Source organism: Pseudomonas aegrilactucae, assembly GCF_019168305.1.
In the GTDB taxonomy this organism is placed as follows: domain Bacteria; phylum Pseudomonadota; class Gammaproteobacteria; order Pseudomonadales; family Pseudomonadaceae; genus Aquipseudomonas; species Aquipseudomonas aegrilactucae.
The window spans coordinates 31,599-50,209 of sequence record NZ_JAHTBI010000049.1; the positions used below are offsets into that span (position 1 = coordinate 31,599).

At 64.1% G+C, this 18,611-nt stretch carries 18 protein-coding genes; 11 read left to right on the forward strand and 7 right to left on the reverse strand.

The annotated features are described in order from the left end of the window. The first annotated feature begins 324 nt into the window (after positions 1–324). Positions 325–1,062 carry a precorrin-6A synthase (deacetylating) gene (cobF, locus tag KUO17_RS14490; RefSeq protein ID WP_217976234.1) on the forward strand — a complete coding sequence of 246 codons (738 nt, stop codon included), beginning with the start codon at positions 325–327 and terminating at the stop codon, positions 1,060–1,062. Here the strand turns inward: cobF and KUO17_RS14495 are convergent. Continuing rightward, positions 1,031–2,344 carry a glycosyltransferase gene (locus KUO17_RS14495; protein WP_217976235.1) on the reverse strand — a complete coding sequence of 438 codons (1,314 nt, stop codon included), beginning with the start codon at positions 2,342–2,344 and terminating at the stop codon, positions 1,031–1,033. The genes cobF and KUO17_RS14495 overlap by 32 nt on opposite strands. An 86-nt stretch (positions 2,345–2,430) precedes the next feature. Continuing rightward, a complete protein-coding gene (locus KUO17_RS14500) occupies positions 2,431–2,784 on the reverse strand; it encodes a response regulator (protein ID WP_217976236.1) in 354 nt (117 codons plus the stop codon). A 273-nt stretch (positions 2,785–3,057) separates the two neighbouring features. Between KUO17_RS14500 and KUO17_RS14505 the strand changes: the two genes are divergently transcribed. Genes KUO17_RS14505 through KUO17_RS14525 form a run of 5 tightly spaced genes read left to right on the forward strand, consistent with a single transcriptional unit; the run spans position 3,058 to position 9,595 of the window. Continuing rightward, on the forward strand, positions 3,058–6,552 hold the full coding sequence (locus KUO17_RS14505; protein ID WP_217976237.1) for a response regulator: 3,495 nt from the start codon (positions 3,058–3,060) through the stop codon (positions 6,550–6,552). Next, the gene (locus tag KUO17_RS14510) at positions 6,549–7,370 is read left to right on the forward strand and encodes a CheR family methyltransferase (RefSeq protein WP_217976238.1); all 822 of its coding nucleotides are present in this window, start codon (positions 6,549–6,551) and stop codon (positions 7,368–7,370) included. Before KUO17_RS14505 ends, KUO17_RS14510 begins: the two co-directional genes overlap by 4 nt. After that, positions 7,367–7,942 carry a chemotaxis protein CheB gene (locus tag KUO17_RS14515; protein ID WP_217976239.1) on the forward strand — a complete coding sequence of 192 codons (576 nt, stop codon included), beginning with the start codon at positions 7,367–7,369 and terminating at the stop codon, positions 7,940–7,942. Before KUO17_RS14510 ends, KUO17_RS14515 begins: the two co-directional genes overlap by 4 nt. Continuing rightward, positions 7,936–9,162 (forward strand): hybrid sensor histidine kinase/response regulator, encoded by a 1,227-nt coding sequence (locus KUO17_RS14520; protein ID WP_217976240.1) that lies wholly within the window; start codon positions 7,936–7,938, stop codon positions 9,160–9,162. Before KUO17_RS14515 ends, KUO17_RS14520 begins: the two co-directional genes overlap by 7 nt. A gap of 55 nt (positions 9,163–9,217) precedes the next feature. Then, positions 9,218–9,595, forward strand: a complete 378-nt coding sequence (locus tag KUO17_RS14525) for a response regulator (RefSeq protein WP_217976241.1) — start codon at positions 9,218–9,220, stop codon at positions 9,593–9,595. Positions 9,596–9,601: 6 nt separating this feature from the next. Here the strand turns inward: KUO17_RS14525 and KUO17_RS14530 are convergent, their stop codons facing one another. The 3 genes from KUO17_RS14530 to KUO17_RS14540 are packed head-to-tail and all read right to left on the reverse strand — an operon-like array spanning position 9,602 to position 12,253. Next, complete coding sequence (locus KUO17_RS14530; RefSeq protein ID WP_217976242.1) at positions 9,602–10,195, reverse strand: TetR/AcrR family transcriptional regulator; 594 nt, start codon at positions 10,193–10,195, stop codon at positions 9,602–9,604. Positions 10,196–10,204: 9 nt separating this feature from the next. Beyond that, entirely contained in the window at positions 10,205–11,053 is an 849-nt protein-coding gene (locus KUO17_RS14535) for a 3-hydroxybutyryl-CoA dehydrogenase (protein ID WP_217976243.1), read from the reverse strand. Between the two features lie 15 nt (positions 11,054–11,068). Beyond that, a complete protein-coding gene (locus KUO17_RS14540) occupies positions 11,069–12,253 on the reverse strand; it encodes an acetyl-CoA C-acyltransferase family protein (RefSeq protein ID WP_217976244.1) in 1,185 nt (394 codons plus the stop codon). Between the two features lie 179 nt (positions 12,254–12,432). Between KUO17_RS14540 and KUO17_RS14545 the strand changes: the two genes are divergently transcribed. Beyond that, positions 12,433–13,455 carry an AraC family transcriptional regulator gene (locus tag KUO17_RS14545; RefSeq protein WP_217976245.1) on the forward strand — a complete coding sequence of 341 codons (1,023 nt, stop codon included), beginning with the start codon at positions 12,433–12,435 and terminating at the stop codon, positions 13,453–13,455. On the opposite strand, the gene KUO17_RS14550 is transcribed toward KUO17_RS14545, so the two are convergent. Beyond that, on the reverse strand, positions 13,442–14,299 hold the full coding sequence (locus KUO17_RS14550) for a LysR substrate-binding domain-containing protein (RefSeq protein WP_217976246.1): 858 nt from the start codon (positions 14,297–14,299) through the stop codon (positions 13,442–13,444). The genes KUO17_RS14545 and KUO17_RS14550 overlap by 14 nt on opposite strands. A 108-nt stretch (positions 14,300–14,407) precedes the next feature. On the opposite strand from KUO17_RS14550, the gene KUO17_RS14555 reads away from it, so the two are divergent. From KUO17_RS14555 to KUO17_RS14565, 3 genes are all read left to right on the forward strand, one after another. Then, positions 14,408–14,863: a nucleoside deaminase gene (locus tag KUO17_RS14555; RefSeq protein WP_217976247.1), complete on the forward strand. Its 456-nt coding sequence runs from the start codon at positions 14,408–14,410 to the stop codon at positions 14,861–14,863. After that, a complete protein-coding gene (locus KUO17_RS14560) occupies positions 14,860–16,116 on the forward strand; it encodes a CynX/NimT family MFS transporter (RefSeq protein ID WP_217976248.1) in 1,257 nt (418 codons plus the stop codon). Before KUO17_RS14555 ends, KUO17_RS14560 begins: the two co-directional genes overlap by 4 nt. Before the next feature lie 76 nt (positions 16,117–16,192). Continuing rightward, positions 16,193–16,813 (forward strand): TetR/AcrR family transcriptional regulator, encoded by a 621-nt coding sequence (locus KUO17_RS14565; protein WP_217976249.1) that lies wholly within the window; start codon positions 16,193–16,195, stop codon positions 16,811–16,813. Between the two features lie 25 nt (positions 16,814–16,838). Here the strand turns inward: KUO17_RS14565 and KUO17_RS14570 are convergent, their stop codons facing one another. Next, positions 16,839–17,696 carry an aldose 1-epimerase gene (locus tag KUO17_RS14570; protein WP_217976250.1) on the reverse strand — a complete coding sequence of 286 codons (858 nt, stop codon included), beginning with the start codon at positions 17,694–17,696 and terminating at the stop codon, positions 16,839–16,841. A gap of 132 nt (positions 17,697–17,828) precedes the next feature. Between KUO17_RS14570 and KUO17_RS14575 the strand changes: the two genes are divergently transcribed. After that, positions 17,829–18,584: a FadR/GntR family transcriptional regulator gene (locus KUO17_RS14575; RefSeq protein ID WP_217976251.1), complete on the forward strand. Its 756-nt coding sequence runs from the start codon at positions 17,829–17,831 to the stop codon at positions 18,582–18,584. The last annotated feature ends 27 nt before the right edge of the window (positions 18,585–18,611 follow it).

Sequence of the window (18,611 nt, forward strand, 5' to 3'; positions counted from 1 at the left end):
TGCGGGCCGACATTGCGAATGCCGTTATGCCCGTCGCGGTCACCGATAGGTAACTACTACACAGTGACAGGAGTGTAGCCAATACCCCCGGCTGAAACATCACTCTTTTATAACCATGTACTACGGAACTTTCTTACTTGTACATGCTCCTCCCACTACAGCATTAATACGGGCACTCGACAGCAACTACGAGGAACTCGCTCGCGACATGAACGAGCGCCGGGAAATCGTCAGCTACAACTTCGCGCTGCTGTAGCGGTACGCTTTGCCAGGCGCGTGCCAACCGGTCGACAATGGCCCCGCGCACGCTGGAGGACTACTGCGATGAAACACCTGCTGTTGATCGGGATCGGGCCGGGCAACCCCCGGCAGATCACCCTGGAAGCCATCGATGGCCTGAACCGTGCCGACGTGTTCTTCGTGCTTGACAAGGGGGCGGCCAAGGATGACCTGCTCAGGGTGCGCAAGGAGGTGCTCGAGCGCCACGTGGCGCGGCCTTGCCGTGTGGTGCAGGTCCAGGACCCGCAGCGCGATGGCCGCGCGGTGGACTACGTGGGCGCTGTGCACCACTGGCACTCCCAGCGGGCCGCGCTGTACGGTCGCCTGCTGCATGATGAGCTGGCGGACGGGCAGTGCGGCGCGTTTCTGTTGTGGGGCGAGCCTGGGCTGTATGACAGCACGCTGCGCATTCTTGAGCGGGTCGTACCACAGGCGTTCAGCCTGGAGGTCATTCCCGGTATCAGCAGTGTGCAGGCGCTGGCTGCCCGCCACTGTATTCCCCTCAATCGAATTGGCGAGCCGTTGACGATCCTGCCCGGTCGACGGCTGGCCGAGGCGTCGCGTATCGACAATCTGGTGGTGATGCTCGATGGCCATTGTGCGTTTGCCGACCTGGACGACCCGCAATTGCACATCTACTGGGGGGCCTATCTGGGCACCGCCGACGAGATACTGATCCAGGGGCCGCTGCAGGCGGTCAAGGCGCAGATCCTTGCGCAGCGCGAGCAGGCCCGTGCGCGCAAGGGGTGGATCATGGACACGTACCTGCTGCGTCGCCGGTAAGGCGGTTCTTGGCCTCGATCCACTGCGCCATGTACTGGGTGCTCTTGTGCTGATGGTGGCGCAACATGGCCCCGGTGAAGTTGTACAGGCGCTGTTCGGCCAGGTGCTCCAGCGTGTGCTCCATGCGTTCGACCAGCGCGCTGCCATGCCAGCGCCGGTCGTAGCGCGCCGTGAGCAACTGGCGCGCGTCGCGCTGGGCCTGTTCCCAGCGCGGTTGCTCGCTGTACAGGCGCGCGGCCGCATCGGCCAGGCCTTCGGCGGTGTCGGCGACAAGGCCAGGCCAGGGCAGGGTGCCATGCATCGCTTCGGCGCCGATCGGCGTGGTGACGCTGGGCGTGCCGCAGAGCATGGCGTCGGTGAGCTTGCCCTTGATGCCAGCGCCGAAGCGCAGCGGGGCCAGGCACACGCGGGCCTCGCTCATCACCTGCAGTGCGTCTTCGGCCCAGTTCATCACATGGAAACCCTCGGCGGCGTTATGCAGCGCGGTGGCCTTGGGCGGTGTGTAGGCGCCGTAGATGTGCAACTGCGCCTTGGGCAGACGACGACGGATCATCGGCCACAGGCTGTGCTTCATCCACAGCACCGCGTCCCAGTTGGGCGCATGGCGGAAGTTGCCGATGCTCAAGAAGTGCTGGCGCTGTTCGAACCCCTTGAAGTCACCCGTGGGCGGCTCCAGCATCAGCGGGCACCAGTGCAGCAGCGCGTCGGGCACGCCGAAGCCGTTGACCAGCAGGTCGATCTCGACATCCGAGATCATCAGGCTCAGGTCGCTGCGGTAGATCGACGCCAGTTCGCGCTGGGCCAGGTCGGCACTGGCCATCTGACGATACAGGTCGGGCCCCGAGGTGGTGAACAGCGCGCGAAAGTCATTGCTGTCCAGGCCTTCGGCCAGGCGTCGGCGCAGCAGTTGCTGGCGTGCGTCGCGCAGGCTTTGCAGGTCGGAGGTTTCGAGCACGCGCAGGGCGCCGGGGCAGTGCTTCTCCACGCGCCAGCCGAACTGCTCTTCCATCATGAAACGGTCGAACAGCACCACATCGGGCGCCAGTTGCGTGATGAAGTGGTCGAAGCTGCTGTTGTTCAGCGCGATGGCCTGTTCGGTGATGCCCAGGCTTGCCAGGTCGGCCTTGTGCTCGCCAACGGCTGCCGGGCTGCTGAACGTGATGCGCCAGCCGCGCTCAAGGAAGCTTTCCAGCAACTGCATCATGTGCCCGCCGGCGGCCGAGGAGCGGGGTTCGGGCCAGACGTAGCCGATGACCAGGACGTGTAGGGCGGGTGCGTGCATGGGTGCGGGGGCCTTTGGGCGCAAAAGGGCGTATTAAACCAGAATCCTCTCTGCCTGTTCGGGTGCCTTCGCCGCAAGGCCGGCGGCTACAGGATCGCTTTGATCTTGTCGCGCAACTGATCGATGCTGAACGGCTTGCCGATTGAATGCATGCCGTCAGGCACATCAAGGGTGTCGGCATAGCCACTGGCAAACAGGATCGGCAGCAACGGGCGCAGTTCGCGGGCCTTGACGGCCAGCTCCGTTCCTTTCATGTCCGGCAAGCCAACATCGGTCATCATCAGGGCCAGGCGTTGCGTCGGCGTACCCAGCACGTCGAGCGCTTCTTCGGCATCCTTGGCCTGTACCACGGTGTAACCCAGTTCTTCGAGCACATCCACCATCAGCATGCGCACAATGGCGTCGTCTTCGACGACCAGAAGAGGGTCATGACTTGGCATGGCGTTAATCCTGTAAAAATGGGTGACACATTATCTGTAAGCAGCGCGCGGCTCGAAGTTCCCTGCACCGCAAAAAAACACGCCAGCCCAACAGCATAGCGGGCGTACGCATTCGAGGGAACGTTTGGTGCATCCCTGCCTCAAATACTGGCGCAATGCCGGCCAAGGCCTGCCGAGCAGGATAAACTCGGGGATGAACTGGCGGAAAACTGCAACAGTCACTCGAAAATCCGTCACACTCTTTCGTTCGTTTACTTGCTCGGGCCCTTTGAAATGAGTCAACCAGCCTCGACCGATCAGCAGAGCTTTCGCAAGCTGCTGAGCCGCAATATCGGCCTGCCCCTGGGCGTCGGTCTGATCAGTGCGGTGGTATTCGTCGCCGTGATTGCCTACCTGCTTTCGGTGATCCAGTGGGTTGCCCACACTGATCGGGTGATCAATAACGCCAACGAGGCGGTCAAGCTTTCCATTGACATGGAAACCGGCATGCGCGGTTACCTGCTGACCGGCGAAGAGCACTTTCTGGACCCCTATGAAGTGGCCAAGCCTCGGATTCAGGCCGAGCTGGAAACCCTCAAGCAACTGGTCGCCGACAACCCGCAGCAGGTCGATCGGCTGAGCCGTCTGCAAGCGCTGCAGGCTGCCTGGAACAATTTCGGCAAGGAAATGATCGCGCTGCGCCGCGCCAACTCCGACTACCGCACGCCTATCCAGCTGGGCCAGGGCAAGCGCCTGACCGACGAGATCCGCAAGGAATTCGACGCCTTCGTCGCGATGGAGCAGCAACTGCGCATCGCGCGCAACGCGCAGGTCAGCAACACCACGCTGCTGTCCATTTCGCTGTACCTGGCGTTCGTGGTGCTGCTCAGCGCGCTGCTGGCCTATATCGGTCGGCGTGATCTGCTCAACCTGTCCAGCAATTACGCCGCCAATCTCCAGGCCCAGCAGCGTGCCACCGAGCGCCTGGAGCAGCAGGCCTGGCTGCGGGCCGGGCAAACCCGTCTGGCCGAGCAGGTGCTGGGCCAACTGACCCTGCCCATGCTGGGCAACAACATCCTGCAGTTCTTTGCTCACCACCTGGGCAGCGTGGTAGCGGCGGTGTATGTGCGTGACGAGCATGGCAGCCTGCTACGGGTCGCCAGCTATGGCTTCTCCCGTGAACAACAGGCCCAGGAGCAACGGGTGGGCGCCCAGGAGGGCATTCTCGCGCAGGCCGTCATGCAGGGCCGCCTGATGCGCCTGGACGACGTGCCGGCCGACTACTTCAAGGTCAGCTCCGGGCTGGGCGAGGGTACCCCGCGCACGGTGCTGATCATCCCGGCGGTCAACGACGGGCAGGTCAATGGCGTGATCGAACTGGGCTTTTTGCGCGCCGTGCAGCCGCGCGACGCCGAGTTCCTGGAGCGCGTGGCCGACAACCTCGGTACCTCGATCGAAAGCGCGCGCTACCGCCAGCGCCTGCAGGAAGTGCTGGCCGAGACCCAGCAGCTCAACGAAGAGTTGCAGGTACAGCAGGAAGAGCTCAAGACCGCCAACGAAGAGCTCGAAGAGCAGTCGCGGGTACTCAAGGAGTCCCAGGCCCACCTGGAAACCCAGCAGGCCGAACTCGAACAGACCAACGAGCAACTGGCCGAGCGCACCGACGCGCTGGCCGAACAGCGTGACGCCGTCAACCTGAAGAACGCCGAACTGAACCAGGCGCAGCGCGAACTCGAAGCACGCGCCGAAGAGCTGCAACGCTCCAGCAAGTACAAGTCCGAGTTCCTCGCCAACATGTCCCATGAGCTGCGCACGCCGCTCAACAGTTCGCTGATCCTGGCCAAGCTGCTGGCCGAGAACCCGCAGGACAACCTCACGAGCGAGCAGGTCAAGTTCGCCGAGTCGATCTACTCGGCCGGCAACGACCTGCTCAACCTGATCAACGATATTCTCGACATTGCCAAGGTCGAGGCCGGCAAGCTTGATGTGCGCGCCGAAACCACCCACATCAGCCGCCTGGCCGACGGCCTGCGCACGATGTTCGAACCGCTGGCCCAGCAGAAGCGCCTGAGCTTCAATGTCACGATCCAGCCGCAGGTGCCCCCCACCCTGTACACCGACCGTCAGCGCCTGGAGCAGATCCTCAAGAACCTGCTGTCCAACGCGCTGAAATTCACCGAGCAGGGTCAGGTCGACCTGACCATCAGCCATCAGGTTGGCACCGGCATCGTGTTCTCGGTGCGCGACAGCGGCATCGGCATTGCCGCCGACCAGCAACAGAGCATCTTCGAAGCCTTCCACCAGGCCGATGGCACCACGAACCGTCGCTACGGCGGTACCGGCCTTGGGCTGTCCATCTCGCGTGACCTGGCGCAGTTGCTGGGCGGCCAGATCAGCGTCGACAGCAGCCTGGGGCAGGGCAGTGTGTTCAGCCTGGTCCTGCCGCAACTGTACGAGCCGATCGTGCACCAGCAACCGTTGGCGATGGCCGTGCGTGCGCCCGCGCCGCTGCCCGTTGCACCGCCGGTGCCTGCACTGCCAGCGCTGGAGGCACCGGGCAGGGTGCCTGCGTTCGCCGACGATCGCCAACTGGCCCCCTTCAGCAATCGCTGCATCCTGGTCATCGAGGACGAACCCAACTTCGCGCGCATTCTCTTCGACCTCGCCCATGAGCTGGGTTACAGCTGTCTGGTTGCCCAGGCGGCCGACGAGGGCTTCGAACTGGCGGCCAGCTACATCCCCGATGCGATCCTGCTGGACATGCGCCTGCCCGACCATTCCGGGCTCACCGTGCTGCAACGGCTCAAGGAACAGGCCAGTACCCGGCATATTCCGGTGCATATCATTTCGGTCGAGGACCGTGTCGAGGCGGCCATGCACATGGGCGCGATCGGCTACGCGGTCAAGCCCGCCAGCCGTGAAGAGCTCAAGGCGGTGTTTGCACGCCTGGAAGACAAGCTGACGCAGAAGCTCAAGCACATCCTGCTGGTGGAGGACGACGACCTGCAGCGCGAAAGCATTGCGCGCCTGATCGGCGACGAAGACATCCAGATCACCGCCGTGGGCATGGCCCAGGAGGCGCTGGACCTGCTGCGCGAAAATATCTACGACTGCATGATCATCGACCTCAAGCTGCCCGACATGCTCGGTAACGAGCTGCTCAAGCGCATGACTGCCGACGACATCCGTTCTTTCCCGCCGGTGATCGTCTATACCGGGCGCAACCTGACCCGCGACGAAGAAGCCGACCTGCTCAAGTACTCGCGCTCGATCATCATCAAGGGCGCACGCTCCCCGGAGCGCCTGCTCGACGAAGTCACGCTGTTCCTGCACAAAGTCGAGTCGACGCTGTCCCATGAGCGTCAGCGCATGCTCAAGACCGCGCGCAGCCGCGACAAGGTGTTCGAGGGGCGCAAGGTGCTGTTGGTGGACGACGATGTGCGTAACATCTTCGCCCTCACCAGTGCGCTTGAGCACAAGGGCGCCATCGTGGAAATCGGGCGCAACGGCCGCGAGGCACTCGAGAAGCTCGAGCAGATCAGCGACATCGATCTGGTGCTGATGGACGTGATGATGCCCGAGATGGACGGCTATGAAGCCACCCGCCTGATCCGCAAGGACCCGCGCTGGCGCAAGCTGCCGATCATCGCGGTCACCGCCAAGGCCATGAAGGATGACCAGGAACGTTGCCTGCAGGCGGGTGCCAACGACTACCTGGCCAAACCGATAGAGCTGGACCGGCTGTTCTCGTTGATTCGGGTATGGCTGCCGCAACTGGAGCGAATTTGAGTATCGAGCGCAACACCGACATTGAGATCCGGCTGCTGATCGAGGCGATCTACCTCAAGTACAGCTATGATTTTCGCGATTATTCCGGCGCTTCGATCAAGCGCCGGGTGCTGCATGCCGTGCGCCAGTTCGATTGCGCCACGGTATCGGCGCTGCAGGAGCGGGTGCTGCACGACCCGAGCGTGTTCATGCAGCTGCTGCAGTACCTGACCATTCCGGTCAGCGAGATGTTTCGCGATCCGGGGCATTTCCTGGCGTTGCGCCAGGAGGTGGTGCCGCATTTGCGCACCTGGCCGTCGATCAAGATCTGGATCGCCGGCTGCAGCACCGGCGAAGAGGTCTACTCGATGGCGATCCTGCTACGCGAGGAAGGCCTGCTCGAGCGCACCATCATCTACGCCACCGACATCAACCCAAGTTCGCTGGAAAAGGCCAAGCAGGGTATCTACTCGATGCAGAGCATGCGCGACTACACCGAGAACTATCAGAAGGCCGGTGGGCGCCGGGCGTTCAGCGACTACTACACCGCCGCCTATGGCAACGCGATCATCGACAGCAGCCTGCGCGAGAACGTGACCTTCGCCGACCACAGCCTGGCCACCGACAGCGTGTTCTCCGAGACCCAGCTGGTGTCGTGCCGCAACGTGCTCATCTATTTCAACAAGACCCTGCAGGACCGGGCCTTCGGGTTGTTTCACGAGTCGCTGTGCCATCGCGGCTTCCTGGTACTGGGCAGCAAGGAAACCCTGGACTTTTCCGCGTACGCCGATCGATTCGATGCATTGGTCAAGCCTGAACGGATCTACCGCAAATCATGAGCGGCGTCGACGCGATTGTGCTCGGGGCCTCGGCGGGTGGAGTTTCGGCCCTGCTTGCAGTGTTTGCCGGCCTGCCGGCCGACTTTGCCATCCCGTTGCTGTGTGTGCTGCACTTGCCGGACGACCGGCACAGCCAGTTGGCCGAGGTGTTCAGCCGGCGCCTGCAGCGTCCGGTACAGGAAGCCCGGGACAAGGAAAGCATCGTGCAGGGGATGATCTACGTGGCCGGGCCGGGTTATCACCTGTCGGTAGAGCGCGACCGCAGCCTGTCATTGAGCCAGGAAGATCGTGTGCATTTTTCCCGGCCATCGATCGACTTTCTTTTCGAGTCGGCGGCCGACGTCTACGGCACGGGTCTGGCGGGCGTGCTGCTGACCGGTGCCAACGAGGACGGCGCGCGCGGTTTGGCGCAGATCAAGCAAGGCGGCGGCATCACCATCGTGCAAGACCCCCACGAAGCACAGGTTGCGGTCATGCCTGAAGCGGCGCTGGCGCTGCATCGCCCCGACCACATACTCCCTTTGAACGGCATCGGGCAATTGCTCGCCAAGCTGGAACCACGTGCATGCTAAGCCATATCCAAGCAAACCTGCTGATCGTTGACGACCTGCCAGAGAACCTGCTGGCACTGGAGGCGCTGATCAAGGCCCCGGACCGCAGCGTGTACAAGGCGCAGTCGGCCGACGAAGCCCTGTCATTGCTGCTTGAGCACGAGTTCGCCCTGGCCATCCTGGACGTGCAGATGCCCGGCATGAACGGTTTCGAGCTGGCCGAGATGATGCGCGGCACCGAAAAGACCAAGAACATTCCCATCGTCTTCGTCAGCGCCGCAGGGCGCGAGATGAACTACGCGTTCAAGGGCTACGAGAGCGGCGCAGTGGACTTCCTGCACAAGCCGCTGGACACCCATGCGGTGAAGAGCAAGGTGGCAGTGTTCATCGACCTCTATCGCCAGCGCAAGGCCCTTGGTCAGCAACTCGACGCTCTGCAGCAGAGCCGTCAGGAACAGGAATTGCTGCTGGCGCAGTTGCAGGTCACGCGTGGGGAGCTGGAACATGCGGTACGCATGCGTGACGACTTCATGTCGATCGTCTCGCACGAGGTGCGCACGCCGCTCAACGGGTTGATCCTGGAGACCCAGCTACGCAAGCTGCACCTGGCGCGCAACAATGCCGATGCCTTTACCCTGGACAAGATGCATGCCATGGTCGAGCGCGACGAGCGCCAGATCAACAGCCTGATCCGCCTGATCGAAGACATGCTCGACGTTTCGCGCATTCGCACCGGCAAGCTGTCGATTCGCCCCGCCTCCTTCGATTTGGGTCAACTGGTGGCCGGGCTGGTGGAGAACTTCGCCGCGCAGGCGGCGGCGGTCGACTCGAGCATCAGTCTGCAGGCGGGACCTGCGCTGGTCGGGTACTGGGACGAATTTCGCATCGAGCAGGTGATTGCCAACCTGCTGACCAATGCCCTGCGCTACGGCGCCAAGAGCCCGGTGCAGGTGCGCGTGTTCCAAGAGCAGGGCATGGCCTGTGTGCAGGTGCGCGACCAGGGCATCGGTATCAGTGCCGAGAACCAGCAGCGCATCTTCCAGCAGTTCGAGCGTGTCTCGTCCAGCCAGAGCAGCGCAGGCCTGGGCCTTGGCTTGTATATTTCCGAGCAGATCGTGCTGGCCCACGGCGGCAGCATTGCCGTGCACAGTGCCGAAGGCGAAGGCGCAACGTTCGTCGTGCGCCTGCCGTTGGTGCGTCATGTCCAGGAAAGTGATGTGCAGCAGGCAACCTCTGCGTAAGCCTGGGGTCGTAAGACGATCCTATTCCGAACAAATACGAGTTGAAGGCGTTGGCATGAGTGAAGATGCGCAAGATGTAGTGCTGGTCGTCGAGGACGACGAGAGCATTCGCATGATCCTTAGGGACTATCTTCAAGGCGAGGGCTACCACGTGCTGGTGGCCGAAGATGGCGAGCAGGCATTCAAGATACTGGCCAGCAAGCCGCACCTGGACCTTATCGTCACCGACTTTCGCTTGCCCGGCGGCATTTCCGGGGTGCAGATTGCCGAGCCTGCGGTCAAGCTGCGCCCTGACCTGAAGGTGATTTTCATCAGTGGCTACCCGGCGGAGATACTCGAGTCTGGCAGCCCGATTGCGCGCAAGGCGCCGATCCTGGCCAAGCCCTTCGACCTGTACACGCTGGGTGAGCAGATACAGGAAATGTTGAAGTAGCGCGCTTCAGGCCACTGCGTTCAGCGCGCCCACATGCAGGGTCCGCTCGATGGCGCCCAGCAGCATGTTTTCCATCATTGCCAGGCGCTGCGGCTGCGCCAGCGGCGACGCCTGCAGCCATCCCGGCAGGCTGTTGAGCAGCGTAGCGATCACGTGGGCTGCCGCTTCGCGGCTGGCCGACGGCAGCGCCGCCTGCGGTGCAATCAATTGCAGCAGGCGGGTTTCATAGTGCTGGCGCAGGTCGGCGATGTGGGCCTGCTGCGCCTCGCTCAGGCAGCACAGGTCGCGCTCGGCCAGGCGAAATTGCAAGGGGCGCTCGGCATGCAGCGCCCAGTGCGCCTGGATCACCCGTGACAGCGTGTTGGCCTGGGCACTCGTGCGTGCAGGGGGGGGCAGGCTCGCCAGCAGTTCCTCGAACAGCTCCTCGATCAAATCGAACAGCAGGTGCTGCTTGCTCGGGAAGTGGTGATACAGCGACCCTGCCGTCAACCCCAGGTGGCTGGCCAGCTCGCGCATGCTGACCTGGCCGAACCCCTTGACCGCAAAGAGCTCCAGTGCCTTGTCCCGGCGTTCCTCGAAGTTGGCGCAAGTCACTGGCATGTTCAAGCCTCAGTAGGTGAAGAAACCACGGCCGCTCTTGCGTCCCAGGTAGCCGGCAGCAACCATTTCCTTGAGCAGCGCGGCAGGGCGGTACTTGCTGTCGTTGAAGCCGTCGTGGAACGACTCGATGATCGCCAGCAGGGTGTCCAGGCCAATCAGGTCGGCCAGGGCCAGCGGGCCGATCGGCTGGTTGCAGCCCAGGCGCATGCCGGTGTCGATGTCTTCGGCGCTGGCCAGGCCTTCCTGCAGCACCATGATCGCTTCGTTGATCATCGGTACCAGGATGCGGTTGACCACGAAGCCTGGGCGGTTGCCGGCGCTGATGGCGGTCTTGCCGACCCGTTCGGTCAGGGCCTGGGCCGCGGCATGGGTGGCGTCGCTGGTCTGCAGGCCACGGATGATCTCGACCAGCGCCATCATCGGTACCGGGTTGAAGAAATGCACGCCGATGAAGCGTTCGGGCTGGCTGACCGAGGCGCCGAGCTGGGTGATCGACAGCGACGAGGTATTGGTGGCGATCACGCAGGCATCACTGACGCTGGCGGCGACCTGTTGCAGGATCTTGACCTTCAGGTCGAGGTTTTCGGTGGCGGCCTCGATCACCAGTTGCGCGCCCTTGAGGCGCGTATAGTCGGTGCTGGTGGTGATGCGCGTGAGCGCCGCTTCGGCCTGTGCGGCCTGCAGGGTCTGCTTGCCGACCTGGCGCTCGAGGTTCTTGCGCAGGGTCGCCAGGCCACGCTCAAGTGCGGCCTCGGACACGTCGATCAGGGTAACCTGGTAGCCCGCCACTGCGCACACCTGGGCAATCCCGTTGCCCATGGTGCCGGCGCCGATGACGGCGATGTTTTCGATAGTCACTGGGTAGGCTCCCGCTCAAACGCGTTCGAAGACGACGGCGATCCCCTGACCGCCGCCAATGCACATGGTGGCCAGCGCATAGCGGCCCTGGATACGCTGCAATTCATGAATGGCCTTGGTGGCGATGATCGCTCCGGTGGCACCCACTGGGTGCCCGAGGGAAATGCCCGAGCCGTTCGGGTTGACCTTTTCGGGGTCAAAGCCCAGTTCTTGTGAAACGGCGCAGGCCTGGGCAGCGAAGGCCTCGTTGGACTCGATCACGTCCAGGTCGGCAACGCTCAGGCCGGCCTTTTCCAGCACCTTGCGGGTGGCTGGTACCGGGCCCAGGCCCATCAGCTCGGGTTCCACGCCGGCATGCGCGTAGGCCACCAGGCGCGCCAGTGGGCGCAGGCCCAGGCGCTTGACCAGGTCGCCGGTCGCCAGCACCAGGGCGCCGGCACCGTCGTTCAGGCCGCTGGCATTGCCGGCGGTGACGGTACCGTCTTTCTTGAAGGCGGCTTTCATGCCGGCCAGTTGTTCGGCGCTGACGTCGCCGCGCACGTGTTCGTCCACCGCGAAGCGTACCGGGCCTTTGCGGCCGGGAATCTCGATCGGCACGATCTGGCTGTCGAAGCGGCCTTCGGCGATGGCGCGGGCGGCGCGCTGCTGGCTGGTCAGGGCCACGGCGTCCTGCATCTGGCGCGTGATGCCGTTGCGTTCGGCAACGTTCTCGGCGGTGATGCCCATGTGAAAGCCGGCGAACGGGTCTTGCAGAATGCCGAGCATGTAGTCGACCCCGTGCAGGTCACCCATTCGCGCACCCCAGCGGGCCTGGGGCAGCAGGTAGGGACCGCGGCTCATGGATTCGGCGCCGGCGGCGAGCACGGCTTCAGCGTCGCCCAGCAGCAGGCTTTGCGCGGCCGAGACGATGGCTTGCAGGCCCGAACCGCACAGGCGGTTGACGTTGAAGGCCGGGGTTTCCCTGGGGATGCCGGCATTCATCGCAGCGACACGGCCCAGGTAGGCGTCACGCGGTTCGGTGGGGATCACGTTGCCCATCACCACGTGGCCTATCTGCTCGGGGGCGATACCGGAGCGCTCGATGGCGGCGCGGGTCACCTGGGTGGCGAGGTCGGCCAGGGGCAGGTCCTTGAGGGCACCGCCGAAGGTGCCGATGGCCGAACGAACGGCGCTGACTACATAGATCTCTTGGGTGTTCATGTGCGACTCCAGTGTGCGAAAGCGTGGCGGGGCGTTGTGCGGCTCTGCCAGAATGGCGCCCAGGCCACGCTCGGGATGGGTTCGAGTCTAGGCAAAGGGCGCGCCTTGGCCTATGCCCTAACTGCCCAGCGGCACTGGCACTTTTTGCCATATTTCTACGCTTCATAGCGGAATCAGTCATGCGGGAAAACGATTCGGTCGCGGTCTACTTCGTCCACACCATGTTGCATGCCCTGCGCGATCAGCCGGCGCGGGCTGCGGCGTTGCTGGTGCAGGCGGGGATCGACCCGGGGGTGATGCAGGTGGCGGGCGCGCGGGTGCCGGCCAAGGCCTTTGCGCGGCTGTGGCTGTTGCTCATCGAGGCGCTGGACGACGAATTTTTCAACCTTGACGGGCATGGCATGCCACCGGGCAGTTTTGCCTTGATCTGCCGTGGCCTGATCCAGGAGCCGACGCTGGAGAAGGCGCTGCGCCAGTGCCTGAACAACTTCGGGCTGTTCCTGCGCGAAGTGCGTGGGCGGTTGACGGTGCGCGGGCAGCGCGCGGTGATCAGCCTGGAGTCGCGCATCGAGGATGCGCAGACGCGGGTGTACGCCGAAGAGACCTTCCTGGTGCTGGTGGTCAGCCTGTTGTGCTGGCTGGGCGGGCGACGCATTGCGATCGACCGGACCGAGCTGCGTGATACGCGCGCGGCGCTGGACGACGATGTGCTGCTGTGGGGGCCGAACCTGCACTTGGGGAGTGGGCGCACCGAAGTCGAGTTTGCGGCCGACTTTCTGCGTTTGCCGGTGGTGCAGGACCTGGGCGCGTTGAAGACGTTCTTGCGCAGTGCGCCGCAATGGCTGGTGGTGCGCTATCGCAACCAGAACGGCCTGGCGGCGCGGGTGTACCGCGAGTTGCGTGCTCGCCAGTACGGGCAGTGGCCGACCTTGCCGGCGATGGCGGCGGGCGAGGGCCTGAGCGCGAGCAGTTTTCGCCGGCAGTTGGAGCGTGAGGGGTGTTCGTTCCAGCAGATCAAGGACGAGGTACGTCGTGCGTTGGCGTTCGAGCGCTTGCGTGGCAGCGTGTTGAGCGTGGCGCAGATAGCCGAGCAGACGGGTTTCCAGGAGCCCAGTGCATTTCACCGGGCGTTCAAGAAGTGGACGGGTGAGAGCCCGGGGAGTTACCGGGCGCGGTTGCATCATGGCGTCAGATCGCCGTAGCACCTCGCTGTTCACACAACCCCTGCAGCAGATCACGCAACGCCAATCCATCCTCATCCAATGCAGGCCGTGCATACAGCGCCAATTCCAACCCCGCCACCGGAGCAAAGCCTTCGCCCACATCCAGCACCCGATGCCCGGTTCCCACGCTGCGGCTGGGGATCAGGCTGACCCCAAGCCCCGCGCTCACCGCCGCACTAAGGCTTGTAAGGCTGGTAGTCGAGTAGCTGATGCGCCAGCTGCGCCCGACGGCCTCCAGCGCATTGATCATTTCCTGCCGATACAGCGCCCCCACCGGGAACACCACCAGCGGCACCGGCTCCACCACCTGCGCCAGCGCAGCGCTGCACACCCATGACAGCGGCTCGCTCCAGCGCGCATGGCAGTCGCGCTCCGCGCCCCATTGCTTGACCAGCAGCAGGTCAAGCTCGCCATTGCGGTACAGGCGCAGCAACGGGTTGCTCAGCCCGCTTTCGACCTCCAGGCGCAGCCGCGGGCGCTGCCCGATAAACTGGCTCAGCGGCTCGGTCAGCACTTCGCCGGCCAGGTCTTCCGGCACGCCCAGGCGCAACGCCCGCTCCGGTTGCACGGGGCTCAAGGCCTGGCGCGCTTCCTCATCCAGGCGCAGCAGGCGCCGGGCAAAACCCAGCAGGCGCTCGCCGTCTTCAGTCGGCCAGATCTGGCGCTGGCTGCGGTCCAGCAAGCGCACGCCCAAGCCTTGCTCCAGGCGAATGATCTGCTGGCTGATGGTGGATTGGGTCAGGTGCAGGCGCTCAGCCGCACGGGTGAAGTTGCCGGTTTCGACCACGTTGACAAAGCTGCGCAACAACACGGGATCTAGCATTCGATTACCCACTGGCATGCATGAAATCAATTAATTTCATGCTACACCGCACGCTCGGGATAATCGCCCCTTGATTCAGCCCAGCCAACCTGACGGGAGCGCCTGCTCATGGCCAACGAACAATTCATGCAGCAAGCCCTGGCACTGGCCAGGGACTCCATTGCAACCGGCGGTCGCCCATTCGCGGCGGTGCTGGTGCAGCAAGGGCGGGTGATTGCCGAAGCCGTCAACCAGATCCACCTCACCCAGGACCCCACCGCCCATGCCGAGTTGCAGGCGATTCGCCTTGCCAGCCAGGTGCTCGGCAGCCCACGGCTGGACGGGTGCGAGATCTACGCTACCGGTCACCCTTGCCCCATGTGCCTGGCGGCCATGCACCTGTGCGGCATCGAGCGCGCCTGGTTTGCCTACAGCAACGAAGAGGCCGAGCCCTATGGCCTGTCCACCGCCGCCGTGTACACGCAGATGGCGCGCCCGCCCCAGCAACAGTCCTTGCCACTGCAACGGCTCAAGCCAGCAGGCGAGGGCGACCTGTATGCCGCCTGGCAACAGGTGCACACATGAAGCACGAACAGAGCCGTGGTGCATTGCTGCTGTTGCTGGTGATCGCCATGGCGCTGAACCTGCGGCCGATCCTTACCAGCATCGGCCCGTTGCTCGAAGACATCCGGCGCAGCACCGGGTTGGGCTATCAACAGGCCGCACTGCTCACGGCCTTGCCGGTGCTGTGCATGGGCCTGGTACCGCTGCTGCACCCCTGGCTGCGGCGCTGGTTGAGCGAGCAGGGGGCGATGCTGATCGGGCTGGCCGCCATTGCACTGGCCTGTGGCTGGCGCCTGGTGCTCGACTCGGGCCCGGCACTGGTGGCAAGCGCGGCGCTGGCCGGCCTTGGCGTGGCGTGTATCCAGGCGTTGATGCCGGGGCTGGTCAACCGCTGGTTCCCGCAGCGCCTGGCGATGGCGATGGGGGTGTACTCGGCCGCGCTGATGAGTGGCGGCGGGGTCGCGGCAGTCGTCGGCCCGCGAGTGGCCGAACAGTTTTCACGCTGGCAGGCCGGGCTCGGTGTATGGCTGCTGCCCGCGTTGCTGGCTTTTGCCGTGTGGTGTTGGGTGAGGCCGCGCCTGGAGGCAGCAAGCGGGCGCGGCGGCGTCAGCGGGCACCTGTTCGGCAGTCGGCGGGCGTGGTTGCTGGCGGTATATTTCGGCCTGATCAATGGGGGTTACACCAGCATGGTGGCGTGGCTGCCGGCCTATTATCAGCAGGTGGGCGGCACGGCCCAGGGCGGTGGTGAACTGGTCGGGCTGATGACCCTCTTCCAGGTGGCAGGGGCGCTGGGTTTGCCGTTGCTGTTGCGCCGCCTGGCAGACCGGCGGCCGGGCCTGTGGCTGGCGCTGTCGGTGCAGTTGCTGGGGTTTGTCGGCTTGCTGCTGGCGCCTGCGGTGTCGGCCGTGTGGGTAGCGTTGATCGGCTTCGGCCTGGGGGCCTGCTTCAGTCTGAGCCTGACCCTGACCCTGGAGCACCTGAAGAGCCCGGCCAGCGCCGGTGCGCTGGCAGCGTTCGTACAAGGCGTGGGCTTCATCATCACCGGTATCGTGCCCTACGTGACCGGCTGGCTGCGTGACGTCAGCGGTGATTTCCAGGCCTCCTGGCTGCTGCTGAGCGTCACCGTGGTGATGATGCTGCTGGTCACCTGTCGCTTCGCGCCCGGCGGTTATACCAAGGCGATGGCTGGTGTTGATCCCTCGGGGCAACGGGTCGGCACAGGTGGCGCCACCGGAGTACGGTCGGTACCTGACGCTGGCCAAGGTGTGCAGTGATCGCGGTTGATCGACAGGTGTGCCTGGGGGGGCCGGCAGTGCTAGCCTTGCAGGGTCATCCGCACCGGATCTGCCCATGGCCGCGCACAAGCACAGCATTCGTCAACGCAATGTCGACAGCATTCTTCTGGCGGCGGAGCGGGTCTTTGCCGAAAAGGGCTTCGCTGGCACGGCCATGGCCGACATCGCCGAGGCTGCGCAGTTGCCGCGCAGCAACGTGCACTACTACTTCAGCACCAAGACCGAGTTGTACCAGGCGGTGCTGCTCGGGCTGCTGGAGGTGTGGAAGCAGGATGCGCTGTGCTTCGAACTGTATGACGACCCGCGCATCGTGCTCAGCGCCTATATCCGCGCCAAGATGAACCACTCCTGGACCCGGCCCTACGGTTCCAAGGTGTGGGCCGACGAGATCATCCATGGTGCACCGCACCTGGGCGCAACGCTGGATGAGAGCCTGTACGGCTGGGCCAAGCTCAAGGAACACAAGATTCGCCAGTGGGTGGAGCAGGGGCGCATCCTGCCGGTAGAGCCTTCGGGGCTGCTGTACATGATCTGGGCGTCGACCCAGCACTATGCCGATTTCAGCCACCAGGTGAACCTGCTCAATGCCCACCAGCCCTTGAGCGAGCCGCAGTTCGAGCGCGCGCTGCAGACGGTGACCAGTGTGATCCTGCGTGGGATCGGCCTGGCGCCCTGACGGCTGGCGCAGGCCTGGCCCGGGTCTAGAGCCTGGTGTACTGCATGCTCCAACGCGCCCGATGCGCCTCGCCCTCGCGCAACAGCACCAACCCCGGTCGCCCTGGCAGGTGGTGGGCATTGACCGGGTGGCTCACCGGCTCGAAGCAGAAGAACGGCTGCCCCGGCGGGCAGAACAGCAGGTAATAGCCAAACCCTTCGGCCCGGCAGTCCAGGTGATAGCCGGCATCTTCCTGTTCGATCCGGCACACCCCATCCCAGCCCACGAATGCGTTGTCCACCCGCTCGTCTGGCAGCCCATTGCCCTGGCGCAGGTCCCATTCGGCCGGCAGCTCACTCAGCTGTGTCGATAGCTGTTGCTCATCGCACAGCCATACCTGGCTGGCCTGGGCCGTTACCCGCGTGGCAGGCGTGCGCACAAAGTAAGGGTGCAGCCCCAGGCCGTGCCAGGCCGGCTGCGCATCACGGTGCGTCACGCTCAGCTCGATGCTCAGGCAGCCTTCCTCCAGGCGAATGTGCTGCTCGGCGTTATAGGCAAAGGGCAGCTGGCTTTCCAGGCGCAGCCGTACTGCCTGATCGCTCTGTGCGACCACCTGCCAGGGCTGCTGCCAGGCACTGCCATGCACCGCCAGCGGCGAACCGTCGGTATTGGCCGGCAACGCCATCCAGCCCTCGGGTGTGTCGAAGCCGCCCGAGGCGATCCGGTTGGACCATGGCACCAGCGGGTAGCAGCCCAGTTGCCGTGGCGAGGTTGCCGGCAACGTGGCAGGGCGCAACAGCGCGCGTTCATCGTTCAGCGTGGTCCAGCTCACCAGGCTGCCACCCAGCTCGGGGGCCACAACCACCCGAGTTAGACGGTCCTGAAGCGTTACAGCAGTTTCCATGGCAAGCTTCCTTTACGATATTTACAGATAATTGACCTATAAATCGGCACGTTTCATGTAGATAGAAGTGTTGTCGTACAACTTCGTAAGCTATAGTGGCTGTTCATCCGTAAACCGAGACAACAGTTCGCTATGGACAACCAGATCGTCCAACCCCGTGTTCGTAGAAAGCATCGCAGCCTTGGCCAGGAGCTGGTCACCGAGCTTTCACGGCGCATTCGTGACGGTGAGCTCAAGCGCGGCGCAAAGCTGCCCACCGAGTCACAGATCATGGAAGAACAGGGCGTCAGCCGCACCGTGGTGCGCGAGGCTATCTCCCGCTTGCAGGCCGCCGGCCTGGTGGAAACCCGCCATGGCATCGGCACCTTCGTGCTCGATACCCCTAGCCCGAGCGGCTTTCGGATCGACCCGGCAACCATCGTCACCCTGCGTGACGTACTGGCGATTCTGGAGCTGCGCATCAGCCTTGAAGTCGAGTCTGCCGGCCTTGCGTCTGCGCGGCGCACCGACGAACAGTTGAAGCTGATGCGCGAAGCCCTCGATGCCCTCGAAAGCGGCACGGCCAATGCCAACGATGCGGTAGCGGCCGACTTCCAGTTCCACCAGCAGATCGCCCTGGCCACGGGCAATCGCTACTTCACCGACATCATGCTGCACCTGGGCACCAGCATCATTCCGCGTACGCGGGTCAACTCGGCGCGCCTGACCCATGATGACCAGCAGCATTACGCGGAGCGCCTGAGCCGCGAACATGAAGACATCTACCAGGCCATCGCCCGGCAGGACGCCGAATCGGCGCGTGCCGCCATGCGCCTGCACCTGACCAACAGCCGTGAGCGCCTGCGCCAGGCCTACGAAGAAGCCGAAGCGCAAGCGCTGCACGGCTGATTCGGGTACGGCTGGCTGCGCCCTGCA

Coding starts and splice junctions, on each gene's coding strand:
- cobF (WP_217976234.1), top strand. CDS start 325: ATGAAACACCTGCTGTTGATCGGGATCGGGCCGGGCAACCCCCGGCAG.
- KUO17_RS14495 (WP_217976235.1), bottom strand. CDS start 2,344: ATGCACGCACCCGCCCTACACGTCCTGGTCATCGGCTACGTCTGGCCC.
- KUO17_RS14500 (WP_217976236.1), bottom strand. CDS start 2,784: ATGCCAAGTCATGACCCTCTTCTGGTCGTCGAAGACGACGCCATTGTG.
- KUO17_RS14505 (WP_217976237.1), top strand. CDS start 3,058: ATGAGTCAACCAGCCTCGACCGATCAGCAGAGCTTTCGCAAGCTGCTG.
- KUO17_RS14515 (WP_217976239.1), top strand. CDS start 7,367: ATGAGCGGCGTCGACGCGATTGTGCTCGGGGCCTCGGCGGGTGGAGTT.
- KUO17_RS14520 (WP_217976240.1), top strand. CDS start 7,936: ATGCTAAGCCATATCCAAGCAAACCTGCTGATCGTTGACGACCTGCCA.
- KUO17_RS14525 (WP_217976241.1), top strand. CDS start 9,218: ATGAGTGAAGATGCGCAAGATGTAGTGCTGGTCGTCGAGGACGACGAG.
- KUO17_RS14530 (WP_217976242.1), bottom strand. CDS start 10,195: ATGCCAGTGACTTGCGCCAACTTCGAGGAACGCCGGGACAAGGCACTG.
- KUO17_RS14540 (WP_217976244.1), bottom strand. CDS start 12,253: ATGAACACCCAAGAGATCTATGTAGTCAGCGCCGTTCGTTCGGCCATC.
- KUO17_RS14545 (WP_217976245.1), top strand. CDS start 12,433: ATGCGGGAAAACGATTCGGTCGCGGTCTACTTCGTCCACACCATGTTG.
- KUO17_RS14550 (WP_217976246.1), bottom strand. CDS start 14,299: ATGCTAGATCCCGTGTTGTTGCGCAGCTTTGTCAACGTGGTCGAAACC.
- KUO17_RS14555 (WP_217976247.1), top strand. CDS start 14,408: ATGGCCAACGAACAATTCATGCAGCAAGCCCTGGCACTGGCCAGGGAC.
- KUO17_RS14560 (WP_217976248.1), top strand. CDS start 14,860: ATGAAGCACGAACAGAGCCGTGGTGCATTGCTGCTGTTGCTGGTGATC.
- KUO17_RS14565 (WP_217976249.1), top strand. CDS start 16,193: ATGGCCGCGCACAAGCACAGCATTCGTCAACGCAATGTCGACAGCATT.
- KUO17_RS14570 (WP_217976250.1), bottom strand. CDS start 17,696: ATGGAAACTGCTGTAACGCTTCAGGACCGTCTAACTCGGGTGGTTGTG.
- KUO17_RS14575 (WP_217976251.1), top strand. CDS start 17,829: ATGGACAACCAGATCGTCCAACCCCGTGTTCGTAGAAAGCATCGCAGC.